Origin of the sequence: Aeromonas sp. LsrichE-8G (genome assembly GCF_022869435.1) — a bacterium.
Classification (GTDB): Bacteria; Pseudomonadota; Gammaproteobacteria; order Enterobacterales; family Aeromonadaceae; genus Aeromonas; species Aeromonas caviae.
In genome coordinates this window covers 38,940-57,978 of the sequence record NZ_JALIHH010000032.1, presented here as the reverse complement: position 1 = coordinate 57,978, position 19,039 = coordinate 38,940, and the positions used below count along the sequence as shown (strand labels likewise).

Genomic DNA, 19,039 nt, shown 5'->3' with positions numbered 1-19,039 from the left:
GGCTGAACCGGCATGGTTGAAGGTGCCTGAAGCAATACCGGGATGCGTGACATCAAAATAGTTAGTTATGTAATGAATTGGCCATTCATTGCTCCGATGGGCGCAGTCATCCCCTTCCTCTCTTTTTGCCTGCTGCTAACGCCTTTTAATCATTAATGAAATGTGCTGAAAGTGCATCGATACTGTGGTAGCCCTGTCTGTTATAGGCGTTTTTATCGTGATTTAATGGATTTTTATGAATAAAAATAACTAATAAAAATCAATGGCTTAAATTTAATCTTTCCTGCTCAGCTTCAATTGGTTCTTTTGTTTGGGTGTGAAATTGCTTAGTGTTAAAAGTAATTGGCTCACGTTCGACGGTTTGCCAGGCAAGGCGTCGGCCAAGAAAAAAGGACAATATGACAGTCAAACTCGAGGTCAAATCCCTCTACAAAATCTTCGGCGATCAGCCGGATAAAGCGTTCAAATTGCTGGCGAAAGGGCATGATCGCGCCAGTATCCTGAAAAAGACCGGACAGACCCTGGGGGTCCAGGATGTCAATCTGGCCATCAACGAAGGGGAGATCTTCGTGGTGATGGGCCTCTCCGGTTCGGGCAAGTCCACCCTGGTGCGTCTCTTCAACCGGCTGATCGAGCCGACCCGCGGCCAGGTGCTGATCGATGGCGAGGACATCGCCGCCATCTCGGAGCGCGAGCTGCGCCGGGTGCGCCGCAAGAAGATCAGCATGGTATTCCAGTCCTTCGCCCTGATGCCGCACCTGAGTGTGCTGGAAAATACCGCCTTCGGGCTGGAGCTGGCCGGTGTACCGCTGGCGGAGCGCCAGCAGAGCGCCCGTCAGGCGCTCCATCAGGTGGGGCTGGGACAGTGGATAGAGGCTTATCCGGATGCCCTCTCCGGCGGCATGAAGCAGCGGGTCGGGCTGGCCCGGGCCCTTGCCAATGACCCCGACATCCTGCTGATGGACGAAGCTTTCTCCGCGCTGGATCCCCTGATCCGCACCGAGATGCAGGATGAGCTGCTCAAGCTGCAGGCCAGCCAGCAGCGCACCATCGTCTTCATCTCTCACGATCTGGACGAGGCGATGCGCATCGGCGATCGCATCGCCATCATGCAGGATGGCCAGCTGGTGCAAGTGGGCACCCCGGACGAGATCCTGAACCAGCCCGCCAACGACTATGTGCGCGCCTTCTTTCGCGGGGTGGATCTGGCCCATGTGTTCAGCGCCCGCGATGTGGCCAGCCGCAAGCAGGTGCCCCTCATCAAGAAACACACCACCGACGGGCCGGGCAACGCCCTGCGCCAGCTCAAGGAGCTTGAGCGGGAGTTCGGCTACGTGGTGGATCGCAGCCGCCGCTTCCTCGGGGTCGTCTCGGTGGAGTCGCTCGGTCAGGCGGTCAGGGCCAAAGGCAGCCTGGAGCAGGCGTTGCTGGCGGACATCCAGCCCATCCTGGCGGACACCGCCCTCAATGAACTGATCAGCCAGGTGGCGGCCGCCCCCTGTCAGGTGCCCGTGGTCGAGGAGGATGGCACTTACCTCGGCCTCATCTCCAAGGCCAATCTGCTCAACACCCTGGACAGGAGTACTCCGGCATGAAGCTGATGAATCCCCATTTGTTGCTGAGCGGGCTGCTGGCCCTGGTGCTGCTGGCGAGCCCTTCCCTGCGGGCCGATGAGGTGGCGGCAGATCCCTGGAGCGCGCCTGCGTCCACCGAGGTGTCCGATCCCTGGGGTAGTACCGACACCCAGGCCACCGACTGGCAGAACCAGATCGAAGCCGCCGACACCACAACCGCCATCGACTGGCTGGATCCTTTCCAGCAGGCGCTGGTGCCGCTGGATACCTGGGTGGAAGGGGGCATCGGCTGGCTGGTGGAGAACCTGCGGCCGCTGTTCCAGCTGATCCGCGCACCGGTGGAGCTGACCCTGAACGCCATGACCCATCTGCTGCAGACGGTGCCCTCCACCCTGATGATGGGGCTCCTGGCCATGCTTGCCTGGCAACTGGTGAACGGCCGCATGGCGCTCGGTACGCTCGCGTCTCTTGTGGGGATCGGGCTCATCGGGGCCTGGTCCGATGCCATGGTGACCCTGTCCCTGGTGCTGACCTCGCTGTTCTTCTGCGTGCTGCTGGGGTTGCCCACCGGCATCCTGCTGGCCCGCAGCGAGCGGCTCTCCACCTGGACCCGGCCGCTGCTGGATGCCATGCAGACCACCCCGGCGTTCGTCTACCTCATCCCCATCGTGATGCTGTTTGGCATCGGCAACGTGCCCGGGGTGGTGGTGACCGTCATCTTCGCCCTGCCGCCCATGATCCGGCTCACCATGCTGGGTATTCGCCAGGTGCCCACGGATCTGGTGGAGGCGGCCCACTCGTTCGGTGCCAGCCCCTCCCAGTTGCTGTTCAAGGTACAGCTGCCGCTCGCCATGCCCACCATCATGGCCGGGGTCAACCAGACCCTGATGCTGGCGCTCTCCATGGTGGTGATCGCCTCCATGATCGCGGTGGGAGGCCTCGGCCAGATGGTGCTGCGCGGCATCGGCCGGCTCGACATGGGGCTCGCCTCCATCGGCGGCCTCGGCATCGTGCTGCTGGCCATCGTGCTCGACCGCCTCACCCAGGCGATGGGGCAACCGGATCGCACCCGTACCGGCCGCTGGTATCAGCACGGCCCCGCCGCCCTGCTGCTGCGCCTGGCCGGTCGTGACAAGAAAATCGATTACAAAGGAGTAAATGCATGAGACCGATCACCAAAGGATTGACCCTGGGCACATTGCTGCTGAGTGCCCAACTGCTGAGCCCGCTCGCCATGGCCAGCGCCGAGTTGCCGGGGGAGGGGGTTCGCGTTCAGCCCCTGCAGAGCTCCTTGCCGGAAGAGGCCTTCCAGAGCCTGCTGGTGAGCAAGCTGATGGCGCGTCTGGGTTACGATGTCCAGCCCGCCCAGGAGGTGGACTACAACGTGGCTTATGCCTCGGTGGCCCAGGGAGACGGCACCTTCCTCGCGTTCAACTGGGTGCCGCTGCAGGACAACAAGTACGAGCAGGCGGGGGGCGACAAGGTGTTCTTCCGTGAGGGCACCTATGTGGCCGGTGCCGCCCAGGGGTACCTCATCGACAAGAAGACCGCGACCCAATACGGCATTACCAACCTGGGCCAGCTCAAGGATCCCGAGGTGGCGGCGCTGTTTGACGGGGATGGCGACGGCAAGGCCGACCTCATCGGTTGCAACCCCGGCTGGGGCTGCGAGGGGGCGATCAACCATCACCTCGACGCCTTTGGTCTGACCCCCACGGTGGCCCACAAGCAGGGCAACTACGCGGCGCTGATCGCCGATACCCTGGCTCGCTACCAGGCCGGCAAGCCGGTGCTCTATTACACCTGGACCCCCTACTGGCTCAGCAGCGAACTGGTGCCGGGGCGGGATGTGGTGTGGCTGGAAGTCCCCGCCGACGCCACGGATGCGGCCAAGACCCGTTTGCCGAACGGCAAGAACTACGGCTTTGCGGTGAACACCATGCACATTGTTGCCAACAAGCGGTTTGCCGAGGCCAATCCGGCCGCCGCCAAGCTCTTCTCCATCGTCAAGCTGCCGCTGAATGACATCAACGTGCAGAACGGCCTGATGAACAAGGGGCAGAACAAGCCGGCGGACGTGGAGCGTCATGCCGACGCCTGGCTCAAGGGCCACGAGGCACTGGTGAACGACTGGCTGAATCAGGCGCGCGCCGCCGCCATGTAATGAGGGGTACGTCGCCCTTTTGCACAAAGAAAAACGCCCGGCAGTTGCCGGGCGTTTTTTTGTGGGCGCAGCACATGGCCGGGCCGCGGGGGATCAGATGCCGGAGCCGTCGCTCTCGCCACCTTCCTCATGCAGGCCGCACTCGCGCTTGAGGCCGAAGAAGCGGGTCTGCTCCTCGCTCATGCCGGGCTCCCACTTGGCGGTGGTGTGCACGTCGCCGACCGAGAGGTAGCCCTGCTCCCACAAGGGGTGGTAGGGGAGGTCGAACTCCTTGAAGTAGTAGAAGACGTCCTTGTTGCTCCAGTCGATCACCGGCAGGAACTTGAAGCGACCGCGCTGGATGGCCAGCACCGGCAGCTTGCCCCGGCTGCCGGACTGCTCACGGCGCAGGCCCGAGAACCAGGTGCGGGCACCCAGCTCGTTCAGGGCGCGGTCCATCGGCTCCACCTTGTTGAGCTGGTTGTAACGGGTGATCCCCTCCACCCCCTGCTCCCACAGGAGGCCGAAGCGGGCCTCCTGCCAGGCCGGGCTGAGTTCGGCCCGATAGATCTTGAGGTTGAGCGCGAGACGCTCGGTCAGCTCGTCGATGAAACGGTAGGTCTCGGGGAAGAGATAACCGGTGTCGGTGAGCACCACGGGCACGTCGGCCCGCTCGCGGCTCACCAGGTGCAGCATGAGCGCCGCCTGGATGCCGAAACTCGACGACAGCACATGCTCCCCCGGCAGGTTGGCCAGGGCCCAGCGCACCCGCTCGGGGGCGCTCATGGCGTCCAGCGCCCGGTTGAGGGGGGCCAGCGCCTCGACCTGCTCCTCCCGGCCCAGGGCCAGGAGGGCGTCGAGGTCGAGCCGGCCGTCGGCGGTGCGCGCCAGCCGGGCTGTATCAGTCTGTTCAGGCTGCATAGAAGTCCCTCGCGGAGTCGATAACCGGGGCGATGATCCCGGCGCGAATGACAAAATCGCCGAAGCACTCGTCCGGGTTGCGTTCGCTCGCCCAGCGGCCGATCAGGGCATCCAGTTCGGCCAGGATCTGCGGCTCGGTGATGTTCTCCAGATGCAGGCGCGGGATGCGGGTCCCCTCGAGGTTGCCCCCCAGGTGCAGGTTGTAGCGACCCGGCGCCTTGCCCACCAGACCCACTTCCGCCAGCATGGCGCGGCCGCAGCCGTTGGGGCAGCCGGTGACCCGGAAGATGATGGCGTCATCCGCCAGGCCGTGCTTGGCCAGCAGCCCCTCGATGTCGGTGACGAAGGCAGGCAGCATGCGCTCGGCCTCGGCCATTGCCAGGGGGCAGGTGGGCAGGGCCACGCAGGCCATGGACTGCTTGCGCTGCTCGCTCACGCCGTCATCCAGCAGACCGTACTGGCGTGCCAGCGCCTCGATGCGTGCCTTCTCGCCGGCAGGCACGCCCGCGATGATGAGGTTCTGGTTGGCGGTGAGGCGGAAGTCCCCCTGATGCACCTTGGCGATCTCCAGCATGCCGGTCTTGAGGGGCTTGCCCGGGAAGTCCAGCAGGCGGCCGTTCTCGATAAACAGGGTCAGGTGGTGCTTGCCGTCGATCCCCTCCACCCAGCCGAAGCGATCGCCACGACTGGTGAATTCATAGGGGTGAACCGGCCCGAACTGGATGCCGGCGCGGTTCTCCACCTCGGCCTTGAAGGCCTCGACCCCCACCCGTTCAAGGGTGTACTTGGTCTTGGCGTTCTTGCGGTTGACCCGGTTGCCCCAGTCGCGCTGGGTGCTGACCACGGCGGCCGCCACCTCCAGCACGTGGGAGAGCGGAATGAAGCCAAAGTCGCTCGCTTTGCGCGGGTAGGTGGTGGTGTCGCCGTGGGTCATGGCGAGACCGCCCCCCACCAGCACGTTGAAGCCCACCAGCTTGCCGTGATCGGCAATGGCCACGAAGTTGAGATCGTTGGCGTGGATGTCCACATCGTTGTGGGGCGGGATGACCACGGTTGTCTTGAATTTGCGCGGCAGGTAGTTGGAGCCCAGGATCGGCTCCTCGTCACCCCCTAGCTTCTCGCCATCCAGCCAGATCTCCACGTAGGCGCGGGTCTTGGGCAGCAAGTGTTCGGAGATCTTCTTGGCCCACTCGTAGGCCTCCTGGTGCAACTCGGACTCCACCGGGTTGCTGGTGCAGAGCACGTTGCGGTTTACGTCCCCCGCGGTGGCGATGGAGTCGATACCGGTGCTGTTGAGGGTCTGGTGCATCAGCTTGATGTCGCGCTTCAGTACCCCGTGGAACTGGAAGGTCTGACGGGTGGTCAGGCGGATGCTGCCGTACATGCTGTGTTCTTCGGCGAACTTGTCGATCACCTGCCACTGGGCCGGGGTGATGATGCCGCCGGGCAGGCGGGCGCGCAGCATGACATTGTGCAGGGGCTCTAGCTTCTGGGCGGCGCGCTCCGGGCGGATGTCGCGGTCATCCTGCTGATACATGCCGTGGAAGCGGATCAGCTGGAAGTTGTCGCCGTTGAAGCCGCCGGTGAGCGGGTCCTGCAGATCTTCGGCGATGGTGCCGCGCAGGAAGTTGCTCTCGCGCTTGAGGCGTTCGTTGTCAGCCAGCGGCCCTTCGACCGGTCCCGGAATAAGTTGTTTGCTCATCAATAGACATCCCTTTGATAACGTTTGGCACGACGCAATTCGCTCAGATACTCTTCTGCTTCCTCACGGCTCTTGTGGCCGTGTTCCGCAATCACTTCCAGCAGGGCTTCCTGCACATCCTTCGCCATGTGGTTGGCGTCGCCACACACATAGAAGTGAGCGCCTGCTTCCAGCCACTGGTAGAGCTCAAGCCCTGCCTCGCGCAGACGGTCCTGCACATAGATCTTGTTGGCCTGATCCCGGCTGAAGGCCAGGGAGATCTTGGACAGCAGGCCCGATTTCACATAACGCTGCCACTCCACCTGATAGAGGAAGTCCTGGGTGAAGTGGGGGTTGCCGAAGAAGAGCCAGTTCTTGCCCTCTGCCCCCTGTGCTTCCCGCTCCTGCAGGAAGGCGCGGAACGGGGCAATGCCGGTGCCCGGGCCGACCATGATGACGGGGGTGTCGGGATTGGCGGGCAGGCGGAAGTTGTCGTTGTGCTCCACGAACACCCGGACCTCGGCATCTTCCGGCAGACGGTCCGCCAGATAGGAGGAGGCGCCGCCGCTTCGCACTGTGCCATCTTCTTGGCGGTAGCGCACCACGCCGACGGTCAGGTGCACCTCTTCTTCCACCTCGCTCTGGGCGGAGGCGATGGAGTAGAGGCGGGGAGTGAGGGGGCGCAGCAGTGCGATCAGTTGATCGGCACTCAAGGCAGCCGGGAAGCGTTTCAGTACGTCCACCACCTGGGCGCTGGCCACCAGGGCGTTGACCTGGGCCTTGTCACCGGCCAGATCTTTGAGCGCCGCGTTGTCCGTGATCTCGGCGAGGCCAGTGATCAGGCCCCCGTGCAGCCGGGTCAGTTCGTAGTGACGGGTCAGCGCCTCGCGCAGGCTGCCATGGGGGGTGGCCTCGTCACCGGTCAGACCGGTCAGGGCCAGCACTTCCCCCACGAGATCGGCGTCGTTGTCGAACCAGATGCCGAGCGCATCCCCCGGTTGATAGGTGATGCCGGACTCTTCCAGGTTGATCTCGATGTGACGGATGTCCTTGGTGGAGTCGCGGCCGGTGATCTTCTGGTTCACCGAGAGTCTGGCGGGGAAGGGGTTCTCCTTGTTGTACTGGCTGTGGCCGACGGCGGCCTGCACCGAGCCCGCCACGCTGGCAGTCGCGGCGCCGGCAGAGAGGGTGGCGGCGACCGCCGCAACGGCCTGCTCGCCCCAGGCCTTGGCGGCATCCTGATAATCCACATCGAGGCTAGCTAGCTCATGGATGCGCTCGGCCCCTGCCTTGGCGAGGAAGCCATCGAAATCCTTGCCGGTCTGGCAGAAGAACTCATAGGAGCTGTCACCCAGCCCCAGCACGGCAAACTTGAGCCCTTCCAGCTTGCCGACCTTGCCCTTCTTGAGCTGCTCGAACAGATCGACGGCGCTCTCGGGGGGCTCCCCCTCCCCGTAAGTGCTCACTACCACCAGCAGGTGGCTCTCTTTCTTGAGCTGCTTGGGTTTGTAGTCCGCCATGGAGGTGAGGGTCACCGGCAGGCCGCGGGCCTCGGCCTGGGCCTTGATGGCGCTGGCCACGCCCTTGGCATTCCCGGTCTGGGAGCCGTAGAGAATGGTCAGGCTGCCGCCGGGTGCCGCGACTTCTGCGCCTGCGCTCGCCACGGGCTGGACGCCCGCCTGGGAGAGGCCGTAGAGATAACCGCTGACCCAGGCCAGTTGCTGGGTGTTGAGGGTGGTGAGAACTTGGTTGAGCTGGCGCTGCTGTTCGTCAGAGAGCGGGCTCAGGGTGGGGGCTGTCAATGGCATCACACATGTCTTCCATGGTCTGATTTTTGGTCAGGGTAAGGGGTGTAATGAATAACAACAAAGAATAAAAATATCTTCTTTATGCGATTTATGAATTTATAAAGCCAAAATCCATCTCAGCCCGGGGGGGCCCGTGATATAAAAATGGCCTTGCCGAGCCCCCTGTCCCGGGGATTTCTCATGCCCCAAGGAGCAACCATGTCCCGTCTCTATCATGTCAACGCCTTCAGCCATCACCCCTTCGGAGGCAACCCCGCCGTGGTGGTGCTGGGGGAAGCGCGGCCCGGCGCCGAGCTGCAGGCCATGGCTGCGGAGTTCAACCTCTCTGAGAGCGCCTTTCTGACCCAACTGGGAGAGGGGCATTACGGGTTGCGCTGGTTCACCCCGCAAGTGGAGGTGGACTTGTGCGGCCATGGCACCCTGGCGGCGGCCCATGTGCTGTGGCAGACGGGGGAGGTGTCAGGGGAGCTCCCCATCCGCTTCGCGACCCGCAGCGGTGAGTTGCTGGCCCGGCGGGAAGGGGAGTGGATCTGGCTCGATTTTCCGCGCATTGCCCTGGCGCCCCTTGAGCTGGACCCTGCCTTTGGGGCGGCTCTTGGCTGCCAGCCGCTGCAAACCCTGGCGGCCGGGGCCAAGTTCCTGCTTGAGCTCGGTAGCGAGGAGGCGGTCCGCGCGCTCACCCCCGATTTTCACGCCCTGCGGGCGCTGCCGGGCCGGGGGATCATGGTGACGGCGCCATCGAGCCGGGGAGAGGACGACTTCGTCTCCCGCTATTTCGCCCCCTGGGTCGGGGTGGACGAGGATCCGGTGACCGGCTCCAACCACTGCGCCCTGGTGCCCTTCTGGGCCGAGCGGCTCGGCAAACGGCAATTGCGGGCCCGCCAGATCTCGGCCCGGGGCGGGGATCTCAGGCTGGAATTGCAGGAGGAGCGAGTACTGATGGCGGGCGGGGCACTGACCCTGTGGCAGGGGGAGTGGCTGCTGCCCCCTGTCGCACCAGCGGACCGATGACCGCTCGTCACTGTGTGAGTTCTGCATAAAAAAACGCCCCGCAATTGCGGGGCGTTTTGATTGCCATGGACGGCAGCGTTTTGCTGCGGCCCTGTTTCTGCGGCGCTTACTTTTGTGGACGCAAGGCCGGGAACAGGATGACGTCGCGGATGGTGTGGCTGTTGGTGAACAGCATCACCAGACGGTCGATACCGATACCCTGACCGGCGGTCGGCGGCAGACCGTGTTCCAGCGCGGTGACGAAGTCGGCGTCGTAGAACATGGCTTCGTCGTCCCCTGCGGCTTTCTGGTCAACCTGGGCCTGGAAGCGCTCGGCCTGATCTTCCGCATCGTTCAGCTCGGAGAAGCCGTTGGCCAGCTCGCGGCCGCCGATGAAGAACTCGAAGCGGTCGGTGACGTCCGGGTTCTGGTCGTTGCGACGGGCCAGCGGGGAGACGGCGGCCGGGTATTCGGTGATGAAGGTCGGTTGCAGCAGCATGTGTTCCACGGTCTCTTCGAAGATCGCGGTGATCACGTGGCCCAGCTCCCAGCTCTTCATCAGCTCGATCTTCAGACCCTTGGCGACGGCGGTGGCCTTCTCAAGAGTGGCCAGATCGTCACGGGTCACACCCGGGTTGTACTTCAGGATGGAGTCGACCATGGAGAGGCGCTGGAACGGCTGACCGAAATCGATGGTCAGGCCCTCTTCGCCCTCTTTGGCGTAACGGATCCTGGTGTCGCCCAGGATGTCCTGTGCCAGGGTGCGCAGCATCTCTTCGGTGAGATCCATCAGATCGATGTAATCGGCGTAGGCCATATAGAACTCGAGCATGGTGAACTCGGGGTTATGGCGAACGGAGATGCCTTCGTTGCGGAAGTTGCGGTTGATTTCGTAGACACGCTCGAAACCACCGACCACCAGACGCTTCAGATAGAGTTCCGGAGCGATACGCAGGTACATGTCGATGTCCAGCGCATTGTGGTGGGTGATGAAGGGACGTGCGGAGGCGCCACCCGGGATGACTTGCATCATGGGGGTTTCCACTTCCATGAAGCGCTTGTCATTCAGGAACTTGCGAATGCCGGCCACCACCTTGGTGCGGGTCACGAAGGTCTTGCGGGACTCTTCGTTGGCGATCAGGTCCAGGTAACGCTGGCGGCAGCGGGCTTCCTGGTCGGTCAGCCCCTTGTGCTTCTCGGGCAGCGGGCGCAGGGCCTTGGTCAGCAGGCGGATGGTGGAGACGTGTACGGAGAGCTCACCGGCGTTGGTGCGGAACAGGGTGCCCTCGACACCGACGATGTCACCCAGATCCCACTTTTTGAACTGCTCGTTGTAGAAGCCTTCCGGCAGGTCGTCACGGGTCACGTAGATCTGGATCTTGCCAGCCATGTCCTGCAGGGTCGCGAAAGACGCCTTGCCCATGATCCGGCGGGTCATGATGCGACCGGCAATCTTCACCTGTTTACCCAGGGCGACCAGTTCGTCATTGCTCTTGTCGCCGAATTCGGCGTGCAGATCGCCGGAGAGGCTGTCACGACGGAAATCGTTTGGGAAGGGGTTGCCCTGGGCGCGCAAGGCGGCCAGCTTGGAGCGACGCTCAAGCATCTCGTTGTTCAGTTCGAGAGTCTGGTCGACTTCCGGGGTGGTGGTTTGTTCAGACATGGTGATTCCTGCTGCTCTGTTTACAGGCCTGATTTCAGGCTGGCTTCGATAAACTTGTCCAAGTCGCCGTCGAGTACTGATTGGGTATTGCGGGTTTCGACGCCGGTGCGCAGATCCTTGATACGGGAATCATCCAGTACGTAGGAGCGGATCTGGCTGCCCCAGCCGATGTCGGACTTGGTCTCTTCGAGGGCTTGCTTCTCAGCGTTCTGCTTTTGAATTTCCAGCTCGTAGAGCTTGGCCTTCAACTGCTTCATACACTGATCTTTGTTCTTGTGCTGGGAACGGTCGTTCTGGCACTGCACCACCACGCCGGTCGGCACGTGGGTGATACGCACCGCGGACTCGGTCCGGTTGACGTGCTGACCACCCGCACCGGAGGCGCGGTAGACGTCGATGCGAAGATCAGCCGGGTTGATCTCGATCTCGATGTCATCATCGATCTCGGGGTAGACGAACACGGAGCAGAACGAGGTGTGGCGACGGCCGCCGGAATCGAACGGCGACTTGCGTACCAGGCGGTGCACGCCGGTCTCGGTGCGCAGCCAGCCGAAGGCATACTCGCCGGTGAACTTGATGGTGGCGGACTTGATGCCGGCCACGTCGCCTTCGGAGCATTCGATGAGCTCGGGCTTGTAGCCGTGGGCATCACCCCAGCGCAGGTACATGCGCAGCACCATGTTGGCCCAGTCCTGGGCCTCGGTGCCGCCGGAACCGGACTGGATGTCTATGTAGCAGTCGGAACCGTCGTGCTGACCGGAGAACATGCGACGGAACTCGAGATCCACCAGCTTGGCCTCCAGCTCGTCCGCTTCGACAACGGCTTCGTTGAAGGTCTCTTCGTCTTCGCCTTCGACGGCCAGGCTGACCAGCATCTCGACGTCATCGACGCCCTGGGTCAGGGTATCGATGGTGCTGACGACGTTCTCCAGGGAGACTCGCTCCTTGCCCAGCGCCTGTGCGCGCTCGGGTTCGTTCCAGACATCCGGCTGTTCCAGCTCGGCATTGACCTCTTCTAGACGCTCTTTCTTGGCGTCATAGTCAAAGGTACCCCCTAAGCAGCTCGGTCCTCTCAGACAGCTCCTTAAGCTTGTTTAATACAGGATTGACTTCAAACATCGTGAAAACTCTCGGGGTCGATGTGATTTAAAAACGGGATATTCTAGCCAATTGCAGAAGGAATAAACAGGGTTGGCTGGCCTCGCTCTTTTTCCTGCTCCAATTTTCCGCAGCATTTTTAAAATTTCCGCGTAAAATATCGTCACTCACGCCATTCTCCGCTTCAGTTTTGCGCGGATTGGCCGCTAACAACACACAGTGCCACGCACTCCCGATTGATCCTGTTCCCGACCCCCACAAGAAGAAAACACGATGAAAAACCTATCACTCAAGCAGAAGATACTGTTGTCTGTGGTCATCGCCTTGTCACTGGTGATCCTGCTGCTCTCCTGGCAGAGCTACACCAGCCAGAAGTCCATGCTGCTGCAAGGCAGTCAGGAACAGGTGCAGCGCCTTGGCAGCCAGCAGGCCGCCAGCGTCAGCGACTGGCTTGCCGCCCGTCGTGACGTCATCCAGGCCCTTGGCAACAAGGCCGGTGCCGAGCCCCTCAACGCCCTGCAACAGGCCCAGGTGTCCGGCCGTTTCCAGCTCACCTATTTTGGTGAGGGCAGCGGCAAGATGAACGACTCCGACCCCTCCATCAACCGCGACGGTTACGATCCCCGCTCCCGTGGCTGGTATCAGGAAGCCATGGCCAAGGGCGGCATGATCGTCACCAAACCCTACCTCGACGTGGCCTACAACATTCTGGTGGTGACCCTGGCCCAGCCGGCCCAGGGCGGCGTGGTGGGGGGGGATCTCTCCATTGCCTCCCTGGTGGATGACATCACCAAGATGAAGCTGCCGGCGGACGGCTTCGCCATCCTGATGCACAAGGATGGCACCGTCATCGCCTACAAGGATGCGGCCAAGGCGATGAAGCCGGCCAGCGAGATCGACAACGATCTGACCAATGCCCTGATCGATCAGAGCAAGGCGAGCAACAGCCTGGTGCCTGCTTTCTTCGACAGCGAGGGGCGTGACAAGCTGCTGTGGGCGACGGACATTCCGGACACCGACTGGGAGCTGGTGCTGGTACTGGACAAGAGCACCCTGGAGGCGCCGCTCTCCTCCCTGCTGATGACCCAGCTCGGCCTGGCCCTGCTGGTGCTGGTGGGCAGCATTCTCGCCATCTCCTGGCTGGTCAGCCTGCTGCTCGGCCCCCTCACCAAGGTGTCCCAGGCCCTGGCCCGCATCGCCGACGGTAACGGTGATCTGACCCAGCGCATCAAGATCGACGCCAATGACGAAGTGGGACAGCTCGCCGGCAGCTTCAACCGCTTCGTGGGCAGCCAGCATCAGCTCATCGCCAACATCCGTCAGCTTGCCAACGAGCTGAACGCCGATGCCGAACGCAGTCTGGTGACCAACCAGGCCGCGGTGGAAGAGCTGCAGCGCCAGCAACAGGAGGTGACCATGGTCGCCACCGCCGTCACCGAGATGGCGAGTGCCACCATGGAGATCGCGGGTAACGCCGAGAACACCGCTGCCGCCGCCCAGCAATCCGCCCAGAGCAGTGAACAGGGCAAGATCCTGGTGAACCAGACTCGTCAGTCCATCAACAACCTGGCCGAGGAAGTGGGGCAGGCGACCGGCGTCATCGGTGAGCTGAGCCGTCACGCTCAGGCCATCTCCGGCATCCTCTCCACCATCCAGGGCATCGCCGAGCAGACCAACCTGCTGGCGCTGAATGCGGCCATCGAAGCGGCCCGTGCCGGCGAACAGGGTCGCGGTTTCGCCGTGGTGGCGGACGAGGTGCGGGTGCTGTCGCGCCGTACCCAGGATTCCACTCAGGAGATCCAGTCCACCATCGAAACCCTGCAACAGACCACGGCCCGCGCGGTGAGCCTGATGCAGACCAGCCAGGGGCTGGCGGACAACAGCGTGAAGGATGCCGACGCTGCCGCTGCGGCCCTGGAGGAGATCACCCAGGCCGTCAGCCTCATCTCCGACATGGCGGGCCAGATCGCCACCGCCGCCGAGGAGCAGACCCAGGTGACCGGTGAAATCACCCAGAACACCACCGCCATCAAGGATGTGAGCGACGAGATCACCGCTTCCGCCATGCGCGACCTGGATCAGGCGCACAACCTCAAGGGGCGTGCCACCAACCTGAACCAGCAGGTGTCGACCTTTATTTTGTAAGGAAGGTCAGGCCGCAATTTGAACCAGCTGGTGTTGGCCTTCATTCTGTAAGGAAGGTCAGGCCGCAGTTCTACCGTGGCGTCAGTAAAAAGCCCCGCACCTTGGTGCGGGGCTTTTTGTTGCCTGCAGTCGGCCCCTTGGTGAGGGTCGGGGCAGCGTCCAGGGGCCAGCAAGCAAAGAGCCCACCGCAAGGTGGGCTCTGTCATACGGGGCCTGCGCCCGGGATCACAGGAAGGGCAGGGCCAGGAACAGCTTGATCACCACGGCGTTGATGATGTCGATGAAGAAGGCTCCGACCATGGGCACCACCAGGAAAGCCAGGTGGGAGGGGCCGAAGCGCTGGGTAATGGCCTGCATGTTGGCAATGGCCGTGGGGGTGGCGCCGAGGCCGAAGCCGCAGTGACCCGCCGCCAGCACGGCTGCATCATAGTTGCGCCCCATGACCCGGAAGGTGACGAAGATGGCGTAGAGCGCCATGGCCACCGTCTGAACGGCCAGCAGGATGAAGATGGGCAGGGCCAGGCTTGCCAGCTCCCACAACCTGAGGCTCATCAGCGCCATGGCGAGGAAGAGCGACAGACTGACGTTGCCGAGCAGGGAGACCTCGCGGTCGCTCACTTCGTGCCAGTTGAGCAGGGTGAGCAGGTTGCGCAGCAGCACGCCGACAAACAGCACGCAGACGAAGATCGGCAACTCGAAGACGCCGCCCTTGAGATAGAGGGCCAGCATTTCGCCCCCTTTCAGGCTGATGGCGATGAGTGCCAGGGTCTCGATCAGGCTGAAGGTGGTGAGCGGGCGCTCCATGTCCGGCATTTCGAAGCCCTGGGGGGCGCCGTCACGGTTGTGCTCCTCACCGGGCACCTGCACCTTCTTCACCAGATAACGGGCCACCGGGCCGCCGATGAGGCCTCCCAGCACCAGGCCGAAGGTGGCACAGGCAATCGCCAGCTCGGCGGCGGATTGCACGCCGTACTTCTCGGTGAAGATGGAGCCCCAGGCCGCCCCGGTGCCGTGGCCGCCGGAGAGGGTGATGGAGCCGGCCAGCAGCCCCATGTGGGGATCCAGCCCCAGCAGGGTGGCCAGACCCACCCCCAGGCTGTTCTGCACCAGCAGCAGGCCGGTGACCACCAGCAGGAAGGTGGCCACCGCCTTGCCGCCGCGCTTGAGGCTGCCCAGATCGGCGGAGAGGCCGATGGAGGCAAAGAAGGTCAGCATCAGGGCCGTCTGCAGGCTGGTATCAAATTGCAGTTCGATCTGCAGGGTGGAGCGCAGCACCAGCAGCACCAGGGCAACCACCAGGCCACCGGCCACGGGTTTGGGGATGTTGAAAGTGCGCAGGGGTCCTATCTTGTTGACCAGCAGGCGGCCAAGCAGCAGCACCAGGGTCGCGGCGACCAGGGTGGCGTAGGCATCAAGTTGTAGCATTCAGTGCTCCCATGTTGATCGGCTGTGTCTTTGGCGAGAAAGACTCACGGATCCAGCCGGGATGAAACAGAGTGGCGAACGCGCCAGTGACAGAGGGGCCGCAGCCCCGTCCCTCTGCAAAAGAGGGGGTCGACACGAGCCCGTGTTCGTCGGGCGTCCAGATGAGATTTGTGAAAAATCCGCCGGATACTAGCAAAAAACACCAAGTACATCCACATATGTCACATTAATGATTAAAACGTGGTGTTAACATGGCATTTAAAACTACCTCGCCGAGTGTGCTCCGGATCGCAACAATGCTGCTGCGGCTGTCATTTGCAGCGGCACTCTTTATAATTCGCCCGGTTCCGCCCCCACGGGAGGACACAGACCCTCAAGAGGTCTGCTGATGACCGATATTGAGCCCGCCCGCACCATCTGAAGGACGGGGGCTGTATCGGTTGAGCCCTGTTTGATTTGCCGGTTTCCAGTCCAGAGAGAGGAGAGGGTGTGAAGAAGTCCATCTACATTGCCTACACAGGCGGCACCATAGGGATGCAGCGTTCCGACCACGGTTATGTACCGATGGCGGGCTTCATGGAGGACTGTCTGGCACGGATGCCCGAGTTCCATCGACCGGAAATGCCCGATTACCATATCCACGAATATGCCCCCCTCATCGACTCTTCCGACATGACGCCGGCAGACTGGCAGCGCATCGCCGAGGATATCAAGGGCAACTACGACAAGTACGACGGTTTCGTCATTCTGCACGGCACCGACACCATGTCGTTCACCGCGTCTGCGCTCTCCTTCATGCTCGAAGATCTGCACAAGCCGGTCATCATCACCGGCTCCCAGATCCCCCTGGCCGAACTGCGCTCGGACGGTCAGCAGAACCTGCTCAACGCCCTCTATATCGCGGCCAACTACCCGATCCACGAGGTGACGCTCTTCTTCAACAACCAGCTCTATCGCGGCAACCGCAGCAAGAAGGTGCATGCCGACGGCTTCCACGCCTTCGACTCGCCCAACTACCCGCCCCTGCTCAATGCCGGTATCGCCATCTCCCTGGAGGCAGGTGAGCTGGGAGTGCCGTGCGATCGCCCCCTGGTGCTGCACGACATCACCCCCCAGCCCATCGGGGTGGTGACCCTCTACCCGGGGATATCGGCGGAGGTGATAGCGAACATCCTGCAACAGCCGGTGCGTGCGCTGATCCTGCTCTCCTTCGGGGTGGGCAATGCGCCCCAGAACCCGGCCATGCTGGCGCTGCTCTCCGAGGCATCTGCCCGGGGCGTCATCATCGTCAACCTGAGCCAGTGCCTGCACGGCAAGGTCAACATGGGGGGCTATGCCACCGGCAACGCCCTCTCCCGTGCGGGAGTCATCTCGGGCTTTGACATGACCGCCGAGGCGGCGCTCACCAAGCTGCACTTCCTGCTGAGCCAGGATCTGCCGGCGCCGCGCATCCGCGAGCTGATGCAGCAGTCTCTGCGCGGGGAGCTGACCCCCTGACTTCCCTCTCACCCTAACCCTCTCCCAGCGGGAGAGGGGATAGATCGAGATGGCGAGGTTTACCATGAAGATCGCCGGCAGGTGGCCCGCTGACTGCTCGCAGGTGCGTGCCAGCTCCCTTCTCCCTTGGTGGGAGAAGGGCCGGGGATGAGGGGGATGAGTCATCCTGCATAGAGAGGAAAAAAGAGGGGAGCCATTATGGCTCCCCTCTTTCGTTTCGTTACCGCGATAGGTGACGTGCGGCCTGCCTCAGTGGCTAAGGTCGACCCGCACTATCTCTTCCTCATCGCGATACTGGCGCTTGAGCTCGCTCTTGCTCTTCATCACGATCTCGCCGTCACGGCCGATGTTCATGTGCTCGGGGTTCTCAAGGTGCATCGCCTGCCAGGCCATCACGGCCTGAAGGGAAGTGGCCTTCTGCTCCTCGGTCAGGGGCTTGCCATCCGGCCATTTGCCGAGCTCGACCGCAGTCTTGAGCCGCTCGTACACCTCTTTGGGCATCTGCGCTATCGCTTGTTGAAACGTCACTTGCTGAGACGACATCCGGCCTCTCCTTGAAAATTGAGCCATGAACACGGGTTCAGGCGGGCAGATCCTGTCGGACTATACCGGTAGATCCTGGCGGACTATACCGGTAGATCCTGGCGGACTACGCCAGCCATCTGCTCCATCACCCGTACTACCTGACAACTGTACCCGAACTCGTTGTCATACCACACGTAGAGCACGCAGTGATCCCCCTCGGCGATGGTGGCCTGGGAGTCGACAATGCCCGCAAAACGGGAGCCCACCATGTCGGAGGAGACCAGCTCGGTGCTGGCACTGAAGTCGATCTGGCGATGCAGGGCCGAGCTCAGTGCCATCTGCTGCAGATAGGCGTTGAGGCTCTCCCGATCGGTGGTCTGTTCCAGCGACAGGTTGATGATGGCCAGGGACACGTTGGGTGTGGGCACCCGGATGGCGTTGCCGGTCAACTTGCCCTTGAGCTCCGGCAGCGCCTTGGCCACCGCCTTGGCGGCGCCGGTGCTGGTCATCACCATGTTGAGGGCTGCGCTGCGACCGCGGCGCTCGCCCTTGTGATAGTTGTCGATGAGGTTCTGATCGTTGGTGTAGGAGTGGACCGTCTCCACGTGGCCGTGGCGGATGCCGTACTTGTCCTGCATCACCTTGAGCACCGGGGTGATGGCGTTGGTGGTGCAAGAGGCGGCGGAGACTATCTTGTCATCCGGACCTATCACCTCGTGGTTGACCCCGAACACCACGTTCTTCATCTCCCCCTTGCCGGGGGCGGTCAGCAGTACCCGGGCGGCGCCGCGGGCCTTGAGGTGCTCGGACAGGCCCGCCTCGTCACGCCAGACGCCGGTGTTGTCAACGATCAGCGCATTGTCGATGCCGTAGGCGGTGTAGTCGATGTCGGCCGGGCTGTTGGCGTAGATCACCTGGATGAAGGTGCCATTGGCGATGATGGCGCTGCGTTCCACATCCACCTCGATGGAGCCGTTGAAGGGGCCGTGCACCGAATCGCGGCGCAGCAGGCTGGCACGCTTCTCCAGATCCCCGTCGCGACCGCCGCGCACCACGATGGCGCGCAGGCGCAGGGAGTTGGCGGCGCCGGTGCGCTCGATGAGCAGACGGGCCAGCAGGCGGCCGATGCGACCGAAGCCGTAGAGCACCACGTCGGTCGGGGCGGGCACGGCACTGCGGTTCAGGGCCGGTGCCAGCTTGGCGCGCAGATAGTCCTCGATGCCGGCTTCATCCTGGTGATCCTGCCAGTAGCCCACGGCCAGTTTGCCGAGATCGACTTCGGCGGCGGTCGGGTTCAGGGCCAGGATGGCTTGCAGCAGGGGAAAGCTCTGTTGGATAGGGAGGGGGGCTCCCTGGTGGCGGCGAACGACCCGGTGGGCCTTGAGGATATCGATGGTGGAGGCGTTTTGCAGGGGGCGTCCGTAGAGGGTGATCTCTATCCCTTGCTGTCGGTAGAGGCGACCTATCAAGGGTTGCATGGCTTCGGCGAGCTCCTGGCTCTCCTGCCACGCCTGCAAGTAGTGCTCGTGGGTCATTAACCAGATCCTTTTATTTCACGTTGTTGAAGCA

Annotated in this window: 14 protein-coding genes; 6 read left to right on the top strand and 8 right to left on the bottom strand. The window is 62.7% G+C overall.

The features are described from left to right. The first annotated feature begins 398 nt into the window (after positions 1 to 398). Genes proV through proX form a run of 3 tightly spaced genes read left to right on the top strand, consistent with a single transcriptional unit; the run spans position 399 to position 3,738 of the window. Positions 399 to 1,595, top strand: a complete 1,197-nt coding sequence (proV, locus tag MUW49_RS06870) for a glycine betaine/L-proline ABC transporter ATP-binding protein ProV (RefSeq protein WP_010675435.1) — start codon at positions 399 to 401, stop codon at positions 1,593 to 1,595. Continuing rightward, positions 1,592 to 2,740: a glycine betaine/L-proline ABC transporter permease ProW gene (gene proW / locus MUW49_RS06865; RefSeq protein ID WP_111896460.1), complete on the top strand. Its 1,149-nt coding sequence runs from the start codon at positions 1,592 to 1,594 to the stop codon at positions 2,738 to 2,740. Before proV ends, proW begins: the two co-directional genes overlap by 4 nt. After that, on the top strand, positions 2,737 to 3,738 hold the full coding sequence (gene proX / locus MUW49_RS06860; protein ID WP_244812560.1) for a glycine betaine/L-proline ABC transporter substrate-binding protein ProX: 1,002 nt from the start codon (positions 2,737 to 2,739) through the stop codon (positions 3,736 to 3,738). The genes proW and proX overlap by 4 nt, the downstream gene beginning before the upstream one ends. A 93-nt stretch (positions 3,739 to 3,831) precedes the next feature. On the opposite strand, the gene MUW49_RS06855 is transcribed toward proX, so the two are convergent. From MUW49_RS06855 to MUW49_RS06845, 3 genes are read right to left on the bottom strand one after another with little or no spacing between them, the layout of a single operon-like run. Then, complete coding sequence (locus MUW49_RS06855; protein WP_045525747.1) at positions 3,832 to 4,638, bottom strand: phosphoadenylyl-sulfate reductase; 807 nt, start codon at positions 4,636 to 4,638, stop codon at positions 3,832 to 3,834. Beyond that, positions 4,628 to 6,340, bottom strand: coding sequence for an assimilatory sulfite reductase (NADPH) hemoprotein subunit (gene cysI / locus MUW49_RS06850; RefSeq protein WP_039040326.1), 1,713 nt, complete (start codon positions 6,338 to 6,340; stop codon positions 4,628 to 4,630). Before cysI ends, MUW49_RS06855 begins: the two co-directional genes overlap by 11 nt. Beyond that, complete coding sequence (locus MUW49_RS06845; protein ID WP_111896457.1) at positions 6,340 to 8,127, bottom strand: assimilatory sulfite reductase (NADPH) flavoprotein subunit; 1,788 nt, start codon at positions 8,125 to 8,127, stop codon at positions 6,340 to 6,342. Before MUW49_RS06845 ends, cysI begins: the two co-directional genes overlap by 1 nt. Before the next feature lie 198 nt (positions 8,128 to 8,325). On the opposite strand from MUW49_RS06845, the gene MUW49_RS06840 reads away from it, so the two are divergent. Then, positions 8,326 to 9,138: a PhzF family phenazine biosynthesis protein gene (locus tag MUW49_RS06840; RefSeq protein ID WP_111896456.1), complete on the top strand. Its 813-nt coding sequence runs from the start codon at positions 8,326 to 8,328 to the stop codon at positions 9,136 to 9,138. A 106-nt stretch (positions 9,139 to 9,244) separates the two neighbouring features. On the opposite strand, the gene lysS is transcribed toward MUW49_RS06840, so the two are convergent. After that, positions 9,245 to 10,723 (bottom strand): lysine--tRNA ligase, encoded by a 1,479-nt coding sequence (gene lysS, locus MUW49_RS06835; RefSeq protein ID WP_223302609.1) that lies wholly within the window; start codon positions 10,721 to 10,723, stop codon positions 9,245 to 9,247. Positions 10,724 to 10,800: 77 nt separating this feature from the next. After that, a protein-coding gene (gene prfB / locus MUW49_RS06830) for a peptide chain release factor 2 (protein WP_102948437.1) occupies positions 10,801 to 11,899 on the bottom strand; the annotation gives its coding sequence in 2 pieces (ribosomal slippage) (positions 10,801 to 11,823 and positions 11,825 to 11,899; 1,098 coding nt in all). 252 nt (positions 11,900 to 12,151) lie between these two features. Between prfB and MUW49_RS06825 the strand changes: the two genes are divergently transcribed. Continuing rightward, entirely contained in the window at positions 12,152 to 14,023 is a 1,872-nt protein-coding gene (locus MUW49_RS06825; RefSeq protein WP_139738049.1) for a methyl-accepting chemotaxis protein, read from the top strand. A gap of 225 nt (positions 14,024 to 14,248) precedes the next feature. Here MUW49_RS06825 and gltS read toward each other — a convergent pair whose 3' ends face one another. Further along, complete coding sequence (gene gltS / locus MUW49_RS06820; RefSeq protein ID WP_041212483.1) at positions 14,249 to 15,448, bottom strand: sodium/glutamate symporter; 1,200 nt, start codon at positions 15,446 to 15,448, stop codon at positions 14,249 to 14,251. Between the two features lie 489 nt (positions 15,449 to 15,937). Between gltS and ansA the strand changes: the two genes are divergently transcribed. After that, complete coding sequence (gene ansA / locus MUW49_RS06815) at positions 15,938 to 16,945, top strand: asparaginase (protein WP_010675424.1); 1,008 nt, start codon at positions 15,938 to 15,940, stop codon at positions 16,943 to 16,945. Positions 16,946 to 17,194: 249 nt separating this feature from the next. On the opposite strand, the gene MUW49_RS06810 is transcribed toward ansA, so the two are convergent. Then, a complete protein-coding gene (locus MUW49_RS06810; protein ID WP_010675423.1) occupies positions 17,195 to 17,488 on the bottom strand; it encodes a DUF1315 family protein in 294 nt (97 codons plus the stop codon). 83 nt (positions 17,489 to 17,571) lie between these two features. After that, a complete protein-coding gene (locus MUW49_RS06805) occupies positions 17,572 to 19,005 on the bottom strand; it encodes a glyceraldehyde-3-phosphate dehydrogenase (RefSeq protein ID WP_104452419.1) in 1,434 nt (477 codons plus the stop codon). Positions 19,006 to 19,039: the final 34 nt, after the last annotated feature.